Consider the following 13,291-nt stretch of genomic DNA (forward strand, 5'->3'; position numbering starts at 1 on the left):
CGCGTAAGATCCCGCCGACGGTCGCCCTGGTGCGCGCCGAAGTCGTCGAGGGCGGAGCACCGGACACCACCGGACATCACCGAACGAGGAGAGCGACATGACGACCATCACCGATGAGCAGATGCGGGCGCTGCTGCCCACGACGAAGCCCTACACCGTGGTGATCCTGAAGGCCGGCCCGCACCGGCACATGGAGGGCGTGGACGACATCATCTGGGAACACGGCCGGCGCAACTTCGCCCTGCGGGCCGACGGGCTGCTGTCCATCGTCTGCCCGGTCGGTGACGGCACCGAGGTATCGGGCGTGGGCATCTTCAACCTGGGACCCGAGGAGACGAGCAGGCTCATGGACGAGGATCCCGGGGTCCAGGCCGGTGTGTTCGTCTACGAAGCGCACCCCTGCCGGAGCTTCCCCGGCGACATGCTGCCGGCCTGACCCCGCGCGTCCGGAGGACCCTGCCCGGGACGGGGCGGCGGATCACAGGAAGCGCCACCAGGAGTTGGGATCTTCCAGTTTGTCGTCACCGACGAAGAAGCAGCAGTAGAGCTGGAGACCATAGACCAGGCATAGAAATCCCATCACCAGCCAATAGTCCACGTACATCTCTCAATTCTTATTAATCGGGTTTATGCTGAGTCAACCGGCAATCAACTTGGTCATGGACAATACGGACTTGGTTCTCGTGCCCCCGTATCGACCGGCCGGTTCATTGCCGGAGACCATTGTCACCCGGCATCTCGATAAAGTCCCGCGTACTCTGAGACGCTCCCTGTCGTCGACGGGCGAGAATGGTCTCCGGTGCCTTTCTGTGTCCTTTTCCGGGGTCTTCTCCCGATCGTCGTGACTTCGCCTGCAGATCATCTGCCGCACACCTGGGCGTCGCGTCGGTCGGCCAGTTTCAGGTCCGTAACTTTCGGACACGGATGGAGACACACCGATGATCGGTTGGCGGGCGGCAGTAGCCGTGGTCCTCGGCGCGACGGTGCTCACCGCACCGGGCAGCGCGATGGCCGCCGCTCATGGCGGCGGGCACCCCAGGGCCTTCGACCTCCAGGCGCATCGAGGCGGGCTGGGCCTCCGGGTCGAGAGCACCCTGGCCTCCTTCGCCCACGGGCTCGAGGTCGGGGTCAGCACGCTGGAGCTCGACGTTCAGATCACCGAGGACGGCAGGGCCGTCGTCACGCACGACCGCAAGGTGGACGGCAAGAAGTGCCAGGACACCGCCCCGGCCGTGGCCGGTGATCCCGAGTACCCCTACGTCGGCAAGTACGTGAACACGCTGACGCTCAAGCAGGTGAAAACCCTGGACTGCGGGTCCAAGACGCTGCCCGACTTCCCGGAGCAGGTCGCCGACCCCGGCGCGCGGATGCCGCTGCTCAGCGAGGTGTTCGCCCTGGTCAAGCGCTATCGCGCCGGGGACGTGAAGCTGAACGTCGAGACCAAGGTCGAGGCGGGCGCACCCACCGAGACCGCGCCGATGGAGCAGTTCGTCCAGGTGACGGCCGCGGAGATCCGCAAGGCGCACATGGTCCGCCAGGTGACCGTCCAGAGCTTCGACTGGGGTTCGCTCATGCGGATGCGCCAGGTCGAGCCGCGGCTGCCCCTGGTGGCCCTGACCAACTACGACTTCCTGCAGACCGGGCAGCCGGGCAGGTCGCCCTGGCTGGGCGGCATCGACATCGACGACTTCGGCGGTGACCCGCTCAAGGCGATCAAGTCGTTCGGGGCGTCGGCGTTCTCACCGGTGCACGGCTTCCCGCAGAACGGGAAGGTCACCGATCCCGGCTACCGCCCGTACGTCACCAAGGCGATGGTGGACCAGGCGCACCGTCTCGGCATCAGGGTCGTCCCCTGGACCGTCGACGACGCCCCCACGATGAACAAGCTCATCGACGACGGGGTCGACGGGCTCATCACCGACTATCCGGACCGGCTGCGCACGGTGCTGGCCGAGCGCGGGTTCAAGCTGCCCCGCCGGCACCGTCCGCACCACCAGGCATAGGGTCCGCGCACCGGGCCGGGTTCCGGAGCCGCCGTCCACCGAGCGGGCGGACGGCGGCTCGCGGACCCTGGCTCAGGGCCGCCCCGCCCCGACCAGGGCTCAGAGACGGGGGCTCAGGGACAGGGCTCAGAGATAGAGGCCGGTGCCGTGCTCGGGACGCTCGTTGGCGATGGCGTGCAGGTCGCGCTCGCGCATGACGAGGTAGTCCGTGCCCTGGATCTCGACCTCGTACTGGTCCTCGGGGTGGAACAGGACCCGGTCGCCGACCTTGACCGTGCGCACGTGGTGTCCGACTCCGCAGACCTCACCCCAGGCGAGGCGGTTCTCCTGCTTCACCGTCGCCGGGATGACGATGCCACCGGAGCTCCGGCGTTCCTCCTGGTCCCGCTCGACGCGGATCATGACCCGGTCGTGCAGCATCTGCACTTCGAACTTCGCCTCGGACATTCTGTGATTTTACTGCTCAAAGGGCAGCGTGAGTGCCGGGAGCCTGGTGTAAACCCCCGGATAGCCCGGACGGGCGCACCCGTACGACCAGGACGTGAGCCCGGCCAGCCGGCCACCGACGACCAGCGGGCCGCCGCTGTCCAGCAGGCAGGTGTCGGCCCGCGGGGAACCGGCGCAGACCATGTCCCCGGCGTCGAAGGAGGTCCCGTACGCCGCGGCGCATGCGGCGTCGCTCACCAGCGGGATCTCGGCCGCCCGCAGCCGGGTGTTGAGCAGGTCGAGCTCGGAGGTCGTCCCCCAGCCGAGGACCAGCGCGGAGGCGCCCGGCCGGTAGACGTCCCGGCCGGCGATGCGGATGGTGGGCCGGTCCAGCGCGGTGGACAGCGTCAGCACGGCCACGTCGTCGTGTTCGACGCTCTCGCCCTTGAAGCTGGTCTCGTGGTAGCCCGGATGCACCCAGACCTCGCTGACCTTGGCCGTGGTGCCGTCGTGGTCCCGCAGGTCGCTGCGCCCGAAGGTCACCGACAGGGTTCCCGGCACCAGGCGGAACAGCTGTACGCAGTGCGCCGCCGTCACGACCTTGTCCGGCGCGACCAGGGCGCCGCCGCAGAACTGCCCGGAGGGCCGCAGGAACAGCAGCGGTGAGCCGACCGAGGCCAGCCAGGGGTATCGCTGGGCGCTGACCGGGCTGCCACCGACCACCGCCGAGGCGGGAGCGGCCAGCAGGAGCACGATTCCGGCCGCCACGGCGGCCAGGCGGGTCAGGCGCATGGGGGGCACCTCCGTCGGGGGGAGGCCGCCCACGCTAACCGTGATCACCAGTCGGGGACAGCGCCCCGTCCTGATCCGGACGCCTTTCCCGGCCCGTCGTCCCCGGGCATGCCCGCGCCCGGCCGATCGGGCCGGGTGGCCCCGGCGGTCCGGACGAGGGTCACCGGCCCCGAGGGCCTATCCTTCGAAGTCGACCGCTCAGGTTCATCACTGATCCACCGAACCACCGAATCACTGATCCACCGAACCACCGAACCACCGAACTCACCGACCGGCGAAGGGAAGACCGTGATGTCCTCGGCACCGCGCATCGACGAGCTGACCGCGCAGCGCGACCGCGCTCTCCGTGACTACGAGGCTCTGGTCGAGCGTGGTCTGTCCCTCAACCTGACCAGGGGCAAGCCCTCGGCTCAGCAGCTCGACCTCTCCGACGCGCTGCTGACGCTGCCCGCCGGCCACACCGCCGAGGACGGCACTGACTGCCGCAACTACGGCGGCCAGGTGGGGCTCACGGAGATCCGGGCGCTGTTCAGCGGCTTCCTGCAGGTGCCGGTCGACCAGCTGGTGGCGGCCGACAACTCCAGCCTGGCGCTGATGCACGACTCGCTCGTGCACGCGCTGCTCAGCCGGCTGCCCGGCGCCGAGCGCCGCTGGGCGGACGAGCCGCGGATCGCGTTCCTGTGCCCGGTCCCCGGCTACGACCGGCACTTCGCCCTGTGCGAGCGGTTCGGCATCGAGATGATCCCGGTGCCGATGACCGCCGGGGGCCCCGACATGGACGTCGTGGAGCGGCTCGTGGCCGACGACCCGGCGGTCAAGGGCATCTGGTGCGTGCCCAAGTACAGCAACCCCGACGGGGTCTGCTACAGCGACGAGACGGTCCGCAGGCTGGCCGCGATGACCACCGCCGCACCCGACTTCCGGATCTTCTGGGACAACGCCTACGCGGTGCACCATCTGACCGATGCCCCGGTGGAGATCGCCGACCTGCCGGCCGCGTGCGCCGGCAGCGGTCACCCCGACCGGTACTTCGTCTACGGCTCCACGTCGAAGATCACCTGGGCCGGGGGCGGGGTCGCCTTCTTCGGCTCGTCCCCGGACAACGTGGCGTGGTTCGTCGGCCACAGTGGCAAGCGCACCATCGGGCCCGACAAGATCAACCAGCTTCGGCATGTGGCGTTGCTGCGCGACGAGGACGGTGTCCGGGAGCACATGCGCCGGCACGCCGAGCTGATCCGGCCGAAGTTCGAGCTGGTGGACCGGATCCTCACCGAGGAGCTGGGCGGCACCGGGCTCGCGACCTGGTCCACGCCCGCCGGCGGTTACTTCGTCTGCCTGGAGGTACCGGACGGGTGCGCCCGCGAGGTCGTGCGGCGGGCCGGCCAGGCGGGCATCGCCCTCACTCCCGCCGGGGCCACCCATCCCTACGGCGACGACCCCCGCGACCGCACCATCCGCATCGCCCCGACCTACCCCGATCTCAAGGAGGTCGAGCTGGCGATCACCGGCCTGGCCACCTGCGTCCGCCTGGTCGGGACGGAGAAGCTCCTCGCGGGCTGAGGCCGTCAGTCGTACGAGCGGCCGGCCCGCGACGACAGCCGGCCGGCGAGATTGCGCGGGACGAGCCTGCCCAGGCCCACCAGCGTCTTGTACTGCGCCCCGGGCACGCTGACCAGCAGGCCCTTGCGCAGGTCGCGGAGCGCGTCGGCGACCACCCGGTCGGCGTCCAGCCACAGGATGCCGGGGATGCCGCTGACGTCCATGCCGGCGCGCTCATGGAACTCGGTGTGCACGAAACCGGGGCACATCGCCATGACCCGCACCGGCTTGCCGGCGAGGTCCTGGGCGACCCCCTGACTGAAGCTCACCACCCATGCCTTGGACGCGCCGTAGGTGCCGCGGGAGAAGAACGCGGCCACCGAGCCCATGTTGATGATCCCGCCCCGGCCGCGCTCGATCATGCCCGGCAGGGCGGCGTAGGTGAACCGGAGCACGGCCTCGCAGTGGACGCGCAGCATCCGCAGCTCGTCCTCGACCGGCACCTCGAGGAACGTGCCCTGGTTGCCGAAGCCCGCGTTGTTGATCAGCAGGTCGACGGTCTTCACCCGGCTCTCGACGGCGGCCAGCCCCTCGTCGGTGGCCAGGTCGGCGGCGAGCACCTCCACCTCGACCCGGTACTTCTCGCGCAGCCGGGCGGCGGCATCGGACAGGCGGCCCTCGTCGCGGGCGTTCAGGACCAGGCCGAACCCGTCGGCGGCGAGACGGCGGGCGAACGCGGCACCGATTCCCGCGGTGGCACCGGTGATGAGAGCAGTCGGCATGGTGGTCACCCTACTGATTGGTATTCCGGTTGGTATTCCGGTTCGTACGGAAACGTCGGGACCGGCGACCCGTCGTGGCCGCCGGATCGATCACTTCCCGGTCAGCTCGGCCGCGTGGTCGGGCACGAAGGTCTGCAGCTCCTTGGGCGCCCGCACGTATCCGGTGCTGGGCGGGCGGGAGGGCAGCTTGATCGAGGGGTGCTTCACCTTGTGGTACGGAACTGTGGAGAGCAGGTGAGCGATCATGTTGATCCGCGCCCGCCGCTTGTCGTCGCTGTCGACGACGTACCAGGGGGCCTCGGGGATGTCGGTGTGCACGAACATCTCGTCCTTGGCCCGGGAGTAGTCCTCCCAGTGGTTGATGGACTCCACGTCCATCGGGGACAGTTTCCAGCTCCGCAGCGGATCCTCCAGCCGGGAGCGGAACCGCCGCTCCTGCTCCTCGTCGCTCACCGAGAACCAGTACTTGCGCAGCTCGATGCCGTCCTCGACCAGCAGCCGCTCGAAGATCGGGCACTGGTGCAGGAAGCGCGTGTACTCCTCCTTGGTGGCGAAGCCCATCACCCGCTCGACGCCGGCCCGGTTGTACCAGCTGCGGTCGAACAGCACGATCTCGCCTGCAGCGGGCAGTTGCTCGACGTACCGCTGGAAGTACCACTGCGTGCGCTGGCGTTCGGTCGGCGCGGGCAGCGCCGCGATCCGGGTGGTACGAGGGTTGAGGTACTCGGTGACGCGCTTGATCGTGCCGCCCTTGCCGGCCGCGTCACGTCCCTCGAAGACGACCACGAGCCGGGCGCCCTCGGCGCGTACCCACTCCTGCAGCTTGACCAGCTCACCCTGCAGCCGCAGCAGTTCCTTCTCGTAGGGCTTACGTGCCAGCCGCTCGTCCGTCGAACTCACAGGTCTCGCCTCCCGCGGAGATAGATCTCCTGGTCCTACCGTAAACGCGCGCCGGGAAACCCGGGCCGCCGGAGCCCCGGGCCGCGGCCGCGCGGCGGGAGGCGTCCGACCGCAGGTGCTGACCCATCGAGTCATATATGGTCATTGCCGTATTTGATATCTTATCGCAGCTCGCCGGACTCATATATCTGACAATTAAGCGCACTCGGGTGAGCCTTCCAGATTATCTGGGAACACTGATGTTCATAGGTAAGTCGGAATGCGAGGAGTGCCGCGATGGAGCGGACGGTTCGGCATGCAATGTGGTTCATCGCGGTCGTCGCCATAATGCTGGCGGCATTCGCCCGGGCCATTCCGGCCCGGGCCGCCGCGGCGGTGGCGGACGACGGCTCGCGGGTCATCGGGGAGAGCATGGCCGCCCCCCGCACCCTGGACCTGACGATCGACTCGGCAGCCATGGACGGCGCCCAGAAGGTGCGCCTCCTGCTGCCGCGTGGCTGGTCCAAGACCGCAAGCCGCACCTGGCCGGTGCTGTGGCTGCTGCACGGCGGGTCCGACGACCACACCTCCTGGACCAAGAACACCGATGTCGCGGACCTCGTCCAGGACGCCGGCGTCATCGTGGTCATGCCGAACGGCGGGCGGTGCGGTAACTACACCGACTGGTGGAACTACGGAAATGGCGGCCCGCCCCAGTGGGAGAAATTCCATATGACGGAGGTCCGGCAGATTCTCGAAAGGGGTTACCGCGCCGGAACGGCGCGAGCGGTGGCCGGGAACTCGATGGGCGGGCTCGGTGCCATCGAATACGCGGCACGTTTTCCCGGTATGTTCCGGGCGGCCGCCGTGTTCAGTGGATACCTCGACACCCTGCACGGCCATGTCGCCGGTGACTCCTCGCCCGGGCTGGGGCCGGCCTGGCTGTGCCCCTTCACCGACTGGCGCCGGGTCTGGGGCGATCCGGACGACCAGGCCGCCATCTGGCACGCGCACAACCCGTTCGACCTGGTCTCCCGGCTGCGCGGCATCGGGCTGTACGTCGCGTCCGGCAACGGCAGGGCGGGCCCGCTCGGCGGCGTTCCCTTCATCGACCCGGTGGAGCGGCTGGCCGGTGAGGAGGCCCGTGACTTCGTGGGGCTGCTGGGCGCCGAGGGCATCCCGGTGACCTCGCATCTCTACGACGGCCAGCACTCCTGGCCGTACTGGCAGCGCGAGCTGCACGCCGTCCTCCCCGCGCTGCTGGACCGGCTCGGCTGACCCCCGCCGGCGGCACGTCGTGATCACACCCACCGCGTGGTCACGACGTGCCGGCGGGCAGGCTCTCCTGCCAGGCGTTCAGGCCGCTCTCGGACAGGATCGCGTCGAAGGCCAGATCGGTCGCTCCCCGCAGGCTCCCGTCCTGCGGGAACTCCGAGGGCACCAGAGGGGGCGGGTCGTCGCGCCGGAAGCTCATCAGGCCCGCCCGGTAGGCGCGCCCGACCGCCGGCCCGGCGACCTCGAGCAGGGGAGTGGCCAGCCCGGCCAGCGTCACGATCTGCGGATCGAGCGCGTTGACCAGGCCCGCGATGCCACGACCCAGGTTGTGCGCCACCGTCCCGGCCGCCGCGCTCGCCTCCGGATCACCGCGGCGGGCCCGGTCGAGCACCCCGGCCGCCATCCGGCGGGGGTCCGCCGGGGGAGGGGCGCCCAGCAGCCGCGCGAGGGCCCGTCCGTCGATCTCCAGGTCCCAGCAGCCGTACGCCCCGCAGGGGCACCGGCGGGCGGGGTCCCCGAAGGGCAGGTGACCGAACTCGCCGCCCGTCCCGGTGCCCCCGGAGACCGGCTGTCCCCGGTCGAGCAGGACCCCTCCGATGCCGACCTCGACGGTCAGGTAGAGCGCGGTGCCGGCCGTCCGGGCCGCGCCCCGCCGGGCCTCGGTGACGCCCGCGAGGGTGGCGTCGTTGCCGACCAGCACGGGGACGGGGCCGGGGGAGAGCGCCCGGGCGATCTCGACGTCCCGCCACCCCATGCTGCCCGCCTGGACGACCCGGCCGTCGCTCACGGTGCCCGCCACGGAGACGCCGACCGCCGCGAGCCGCGGCCCGAGCTCCGCGCGGGCATCGCTGATCGCTTCGCCGACCCGGGCGAGCACCGCGGCCGGGCGGCGCCCGCCGGGATGCCGCTCCTCGGCGATCATCCGGAGCCCGCCGCCCACCTCGGCCACCGCCAGCCGCCATCTCTCGTAGGAGATGTCGACCGCCAGCGCGAGCGGGCCGGCCGGGTGCGGTCCCACCACCCGGGTGGGCCGCCCACGGCCGCCGCCCGGCGCGGCCTCGCCCTCTTGGACCAGCGACAGCGCCCGCAGCCTCGCCATGATCTCGGTCGCCGACCCGCGGCTGAGCCCGAGCTCGCGGGCGAGGCCCGCCCGGGTCGTGGCGGACCGCAGATGAACGTGGCGCAGCACGTCCAGTGCGCCGCGCAGCCGCAGGGCCCGTGCCCGCTCGCCGAGGTATTGTCCGCCCGCCATGCACGCATTATGCTCGTGGTACGAGCAAAAAGAAGGGGATCATTGTGACATTTCTCGGCCTGGTCGCCGGCGCGCTGACCGCCGGTTGCTGGCTTCCCCAGCTCATGAGGTCATGGCGGACCCGCTCCACCGGTGACCTTTCGTGGCTCTACATCGCCGCCCTCGGCGCGGGCATCCTGCTCTGGCTGCTGTACGGCGCGATCCTGGGCGACATCGCCATCATCGCCACCAACGGCGTCACCCTGTTCGCCCTGCTGACGCTCGCCGGGATCAAGGCCAGGTTCGATGCGCGTACGGCCTGACCGGATCGAGGCGGTCCTGTTCGACATGGACGGGACGCTGGTCGACTCCGACGCCGCCGTCGAGCGCGCGTGGCTCAGCTGGGCGCGGCGGTTCGGCGTCGCCGGGGCGCAGGTCCTCGCCCTCGCCCACGGCAGCCCGAGCGAGCGCACGGTGCGCCGGGTGGCCCCGTGGCTCGACGACCGGCAGGTGGCGGCGGCGGCCCAGTTCCAGCTCGACCTGCAGTACACCGATCTCGACGACGTGACGGCGGCTCCCGGTGCCCATGACGTGCTGGCGGCGCTGGCCGCGCGCCGGCTGCCCTGGGCGGTGGTGACGAGCGCCGACCGCCGGCTCGCCGGCGTACGGCTCGCCGCGTCCGGCATCGAGCCGCCCCTGCTGGTGACGGTCGAGGACACCGCCCGGGGCAAGCCGCACCCCGACGGCTACCTCCGGGCGGCCGCCGCGCTGGGCGCCGATCCGGCCGGCTGCCTGGTCGTCGAGGACTCCGAGCCGGGGATCGCGGCGGGCCGCGCGGCCGGCATGCCGGTGGCCGCGCTGCGCGGGCATCCGGGCGATCTTCCGATCGCAGATCTCGGCGCGCTGGCGGGCTGGCTCGACGGCGCGTCGTAGCGCCGCGGGCGGTGCGCGTCCCGGGCCGGACGCGTCCACGGTCGTCGCGTCGATCGCCGGCCCCGGGCCGGGCTCAGTGCCCGCAGCCGGAGTCGCCGGCGTGCTCGTGCGGCTCCTCCGCCGCGCCGACGTGCCGCGGCCCGTGCGGGTCCTCGCAGTGGAACGTGCCGGTGTCCTCGGTGTGGGCGTGATCGACCTCGAGGGTGGTGTGGCTGATGCCGTACGAGTCGAGCAGCACCGCCTGCAGGTCCCGGCGTACGGCGTGACAGTCGCCGCCCGGCTCCACCAGCACGTGCGCCGACATCGCGGCGTAGCCGGAGGTGACCTCCCAGACGTGCAGGTCGTGGACCTCCACCACGCAGGGGCGCTGGGCCAGCCGGGTGCCGACCTCGGCGGGGTCCATGCCGGTGGGCGCCGCCTCCATGAGCACCCGGCCGGCCGAGCGGATCAGCCCGTAGCCGGCCTTGAGCATGAGCGCGGCGATGATCAGCGAGGCGAGGGAGTCCGCCCGGGCGAAGCCGGTGAGCCAGACGGTCAGTCCGGCGAGCGCGGTGGCGACGAAGGCGTACAGGTCGTTGACGATGTGCTGGAAGGCGCCCTCGACGTTGAGGCTGGTGCGGTCGGCCCGGCCGATCAGCCAGACGGCGACCAGATTGACCACGATGCCGGCCACCGCCGTGCCGAGGACCGGGATGCCGGCCACCTGCGGCGGCGAGATCAGCCGGTGGATCGCCTCGTACACGAAGTAGGCGGCCAGCAGGATCAGCGTCAGGCCGTTGAGCTGGGCGGACAGGATCTCGGATCGCTTCAGCCCGAAGGTGTAGCCGCCCTCCGGGGGCCGGGCCGCGAGCCGCATCGCGACCAGCGCCAGCGCGATCGAGAACACGTCGGTGAGCAGGTGGGCCGCGTCGGAGAGCAGCGCCAGCGAGCCGGAGAGCAGGCCCACGACGACCTCGGCCGCCATGAAGGCCAGCAGCAGCGCCAGGGCTCCGGCCAGGTAGCGGCGGTCGGCGGCGGCCGACACGCCGTGCCCGTGGCCGTGCCCGGCGCCCATCAGGCGTCTCCGTCGTGCACGATGTGGTCGAGTGCCATGTCGAGCAGCATCCGCACGTGCGAGTCGTCCAGCCGGTAGTAGGCCATCCGGCCCGACCGGCGGACCCGCACGACCCGGTGCGCGCGCAGCAGTCGGAGGGCGTGGGAGGCCGCGGACTCGCTGTGCCCGGTGGCGGCGGCGAGGTCGCACACGCACATCTCGCCGCCCTTGAGCAGCGCCGTGATCACCCGCAGCCGGCCGGGATCGGCGAGCAGCCCGAACACCTGGGCCAGTTCGTCGATCGTCTCGGCCCCGGGCAGGGCGGCCGAGACGGCGCTCACCCGCTGAGCGTCCACCACCCGGGCGGCCGGGCCGCCGGACGCCGTCTGCTCGTATGAATGGACACTCATACGTCCACTATAGGCATCGCGGGGGCGCCGGCTACGCGGGGGTGGCGGATTCGTGCCCGGTGTCGAAGTCGCCGTTCCAGGCCCAGGCCAGCGCGCGGGGCAGCCCCCACCGGCCGAGCTCGCTGAGCCGGCCGTGCTCGTCGATCGCGCCGGTCGCCGCCCACAGCTCCAGCAGATGCGCGAAGCCCGCTTCGATGATCTCGACGTCGTCCGGATCGGCCTTGCCCTCGATCTCCGGGCAGTCATCGGCGTACTCGACCAGGTCGGCGGGCCCGGCGGGGGCGCCGGTCCCCGCCCGCACCAGCCCGATCACGGCGCCGGCCCAGTCCCCGTGCTGCAGCGCCATGATCGTGGACTGCCGCTGGACGGACATCGGGATCTCACCGAAGCCCGCGATCAGTGAGCCGCTGGCGCCGATCCACAGCTCGCGGTCGTCGGCGGGCGGCACGGCGGACCACCCGGCCCCGCCCGGGATGTAGCTGTAGGGCTCGCGGCCGGCGGCGATCCCGGCCCGGATCCGCCCGGCGGCGGCGTGCAGATCGTCCTCCGGCGGTGCCGCCCCGACGAGCCCGGGAAGCGCCGCCCGCAGGACCTCGACGGCCCCGCCCTCGACCTCTTCCCACTCGGCCAGGAACTCGTCCTCGTCCAGCTCGAAGAGGTCTTCGAGCTCGGCGAAGTCGGCGTCGTCGGGATCCGCGGCCGGGTCGTCGCCCGGGCGCGGCACGAACGGCCGGACGTTGCTGTCGTGGCGGTCATCGTCCTCTGCCATACGACCACGTTAGCGACCCTGCGCGTTGCGTTCGGACCATTCCCTGAGGTCGCGCCGCTCGATCGCCGCCGCCATCAGGTCGGGGAAGACGTCGGGGGTACAGGCGAAGGCGGGCACTCCCAGCGCGGCCAGCGCCGCCGCGTTGTCGTGGTCGTAGGCGGGCGCGCCCTCGTCCGACAGCGCCAGCAGCACCACGACCTGGACCCCGGCGCCGGTCATCGCGGCGACCCGCTTGAGCATCTCGTCGCGGATCCCGCCCTCGTAGAGGTCACTGATCAACACGAGGATCGAGTCGGTCGGCCGGGTGATGACGCCCTGGCAGTAGGCGAGCGCGCGGTTGATGTCGGTGCCGCCGCCCAGCTGGGTGCCGAACAGCACCTCCACGGGGTCGTGCAGCTGGTCGGTCAGGTCGACGACCGCGGTGTCGAAGACCACCAGCGACGTGCGCAGCGACCTCATCGAGGCCAGCACCGCGCCGAACACCCCCGCGTACACCACCGAGGCCGCCATCGAGCCGCTCTGGTCGACGCACAGCACCACGTCGCGCTTGACCGCCTGCTGCCGGCGGCCGTAGCCGATCAGCTTCTCGGGCACGACGGTCCGCTGCTCGGGCAGATAGTGCCGGAGGTTGGCGTGGATGGTCCGGCTCCAGTCGACGTCGCCGGGGCGCTTGGGCCGCAGCACCCGGGCGGACCGGTCCAGCGCCCCCGTGATCGCCGAACGCGTCCGCTGGGCGAGCCGTTTCTCCAGCTGCGCGACCACCTTGCGGACCACCGCCCGCGCCGACTCCTTGGCCCGCTCCGGCATGACCTGGTTGAGCGACAGCAGCGTGCCGACGAGATGCACGTCGGGCTCGACCGCGTCCAGCATCTCGGGCTCCAGCAGCATGCGGGTCAGATCCAGCCGCTCCAGGGCGTCCTTCTGCATGACCTGCACCACGGTCGAGGGGAAGCAGGCTCGGATGTCGCCCAGCCAGCGCGCCACCTTCGGCGCCGAGGCCCCCAGGCCCGCGCTCCGCCGGCCGCCCGAGGGACGGCCCTCACCACCCGGGCCCGAGCCGTACAGCGCCTCGAGCGCTCCGTCCATCGTGGCGTCGGCGCCCTCCAGGGTGACTCCCGTCCCCTCGGCGGCCTCGCCGCCCAGCACCAGCCGCCACCGCTTCAGCCGCTCGTCGGTCTGCATCGGGCCCTCCCTCGTCCGTGCGCGTCCCGCCCCTTCA

Annotated in this window: 15 protein-coding genes; 6 read left to right on the forward strand and 9 right to left on the reverse strand. The window is 71.4% G+C overall.

What is annotated here, in order from left to right; genetic code table 11:
- Window positions 1–97 precede the first annotated feature (97 nt).
- Complete coding sequence (locus tag ACRYCC_RS19910) at window positions 98–436, forward strand: hypothetical protein (protein ID WP_433814153.1); 339 nt, start codon at window positions 98–100, stop codon at window positions 434–436.
- Window positions 437–938: 502 nt separating this feature from the next.
- Window positions 939–2,003: a glycerophosphodiester phosphodiesterase family protein gene (locus ACRYCC_RS19915; protein WP_433814154.1), complete on the forward strand. Its 1,065-nt coding sequence runs from the start codon at window positions 939–941 to the stop codon at window positions 2,001–2,003.
- 126 nt (window positions 2,004–2,129) lie between these two features.
- Here the strand turns inward: ACRYCC_RS19915 and ACRYCC_RS19920 are convergent, their stop codons facing one another.
- A complete protein-coding gene (locus ACRYCC_RS19920; protein ID WP_433814156.1) occupies window positions 2,130–2,450 on the reverse strand; it encodes a GroES family chaperonin in 321 nt (106 codons plus the stop codon).
- A gap of 9 nt (window positions 2,451–2,459) precedes the next feature.
- The gene (locus ACRYCC_RS19925) at window positions 2,460–3,221 is read right to left on the reverse strand and encodes a S1 family peptidase (protein WP_433814158.1); all 762 of its coding nucleotides are present in this window, start codon (window positions 3,219–3,221) and stop codon (window positions 2,460–2,462) included.
- A gap of 291 nt (window positions 3,222–3,512) precedes the next feature.
- On the opposite strand from ACRYCC_RS19925, the gene ACRYCC_RS19930 reads away from it, so the two are divergent.
- Window positions 3,513–4,781 carry an aspartate aminotransferase type Ic gene (locus ACRYCC_RS19930; RefSeq protein WP_433814160.1) on the forward strand — a complete coding sequence of 423 codons (1,269 nt, stop codon included), beginning with the start codon at window positions 3,513–3,515 and terminating at the stop codon, window positions 4,779–4,781.
- Between the two features lie 5 nt (window positions 4,782–4,786).
- Here the strand turns inward: ACRYCC_RS19930 and ACRYCC_RS19935 are convergent, their stop codons facing one another.
- Together ACRYCC_RS19935 and ppk2 are read right to left on the reverse strand one after the other, a co-directional pair.
- Entirely contained in the window at window positions 4,787–5,542 is a 756-nt protein-coding gene (locus tag ACRYCC_RS19935) for an SDR family NAD(P)-dependent oxidoreductase (protein ID WP_433814162.1), read from the reverse strand.
- 90 nt (window positions 5,543–5,632) lie between these two features.
- On the reverse strand, window positions 5,633–6,442 hold the full coding sequence (gene ppk2, locus ACRYCC_RS19940; RefSeq protein WP_433814164.1) for a polyphosphate kinase 2: 810 nt from the start codon (window positions 6,440–6,442) through the stop codon (window positions 5,633–5,635).
- A gap of 276 nt (window positions 6,443–6,718) precedes the next feature.
- Here ppk2 and ACRYCC_RS19945 point away from each other — a divergent pair, with 276 nt between their 5' ends.
- A complete protein-coding gene (locus ACRYCC_RS19945) occupies window positions 6,719–7,699 on the forward strand; it encodes an alpha/beta hydrolase (RefSeq protein ID WP_433814166.1) in 981 nt (326 codons plus the stop codon).
- Window positions 7,700–7,739: 40 nt separating this feature from the next.
- On the opposite strand, the gene ACRYCC_RS19950 is transcribed toward ACRYCC_RS19945, so the two are convergent.
- Window positions 7,740–8,948 (reverse strand): ROK family transcriptional regulator, encoded by a 1,209-nt coding sequence (locus ACRYCC_RS19950; protein WP_433814168.1) that lies wholly within the window; start codon window positions 8,946–8,948, stop codon window positions 7,740–7,742.
- A gap of 44 nt (window positions 8,949–8,992) precedes the next feature.
- On the opposite strand from ACRYCC_RS19950, the gene ACRYCC_RS19955 reads away from it, so the two are divergent.
- Both ACRYCC_RS19955 and ACRYCC_RS19960 read left to right on the forward strand, forming a co-directional pair.
- Window positions 8,993–9,250 carry a SemiSWEET family sugar transporter gene (locus tag ACRYCC_RS19955; RefSeq protein ID WP_433814170.1) on the forward strand — a complete coding sequence of 86 codons (258 nt, stop codon included), beginning with the start codon at window positions 8,993–8,995 and terminating at the stop codon, window positions 9,248–9,250.
- Window positions 9,234–9,860 carry an HAD-IA family hydrolase gene (locus ACRYCC_RS19960; RefSeq protein ID WP_433814171.1) on the forward strand — a complete coding sequence of 209 codons (627 nt, stop codon included), beginning with the start codon at window positions 9,234–9,236 and terminating at the stop codon, window positions 9,858–9,860. Before ACRYCC_RS19955 ends, ACRYCC_RS19960 begins: the two co-directional genes overlap by 17 nt.
- 73 nt (window positions 9,861–9,933) lie before the next feature.
- Here the strand turns inward: ACRYCC_RS19960 and ACRYCC_RS19965 are convergent, their stop codons facing one another.
- From ACRYCC_RS19965 to ACRYCC_RS19980, 4 genes are read right to left on the reverse strand one after another with little or no spacing between them, the layout of a single operon-like run.
- Window positions 9,934–10,914, reverse strand: coding sequence for a cation diffusion facilitator family transporter (locus ACRYCC_RS19965; protein WP_433814173.1), 981 nt, complete (start codon window positions 10,912–10,914; stop codon window positions 9,934–9,936).
- Window positions 10,914–11,303, reverse strand: a complete 390-nt coding sequence (locus tag ACRYCC_RS19970) for an ArsR/SmtB family transcription factor (protein ID WP_433814175.1) — start codon at window positions 11,301–11,303, stop codon at window positions 10,914–10,916. Before ACRYCC_RS19970 ends, ACRYCC_RS19965 begins: the two co-directional genes overlap by 1 nt.
- Before the next feature lie 31 nt (window positions 11,304–11,334).
- Window positions 11,335–12,072, reverse strand: coding sequence for a hypothetical protein (locus ACRYCC_RS19975; protein ID WP_433814177.1), 738 nt, complete (start codon window positions 12,070–12,072; stop codon window positions 11,335–11,337).
- A 9-nt stretch (window positions 12,073–12,081) separates the two neighbouring features.
- On the reverse strand, window positions 12,082–13,254 hold the full coding sequence (locus ACRYCC_RS19980; RefSeq protein ID WP_433814178.1) for a VWA domain-containing protein: 1,173 nt from the start codon (window positions 13,252–13,254) through the stop codon (window positions 12,082–12,084).
- Between the last annotated feature and the right edge of the window lie 37 nt (window positions 13,255–13,291).

This window comes from Actinomadura scrupuli, assembly GCF_050971785.1.
Taxonomy (GTDB): domain Bacteria; phylum Actinomycetota; class Actinomycetes; order Streptosporangiales; family Streptosporangiaceae; genus Actinomadura_E; species Actinomadura_E scrupuli.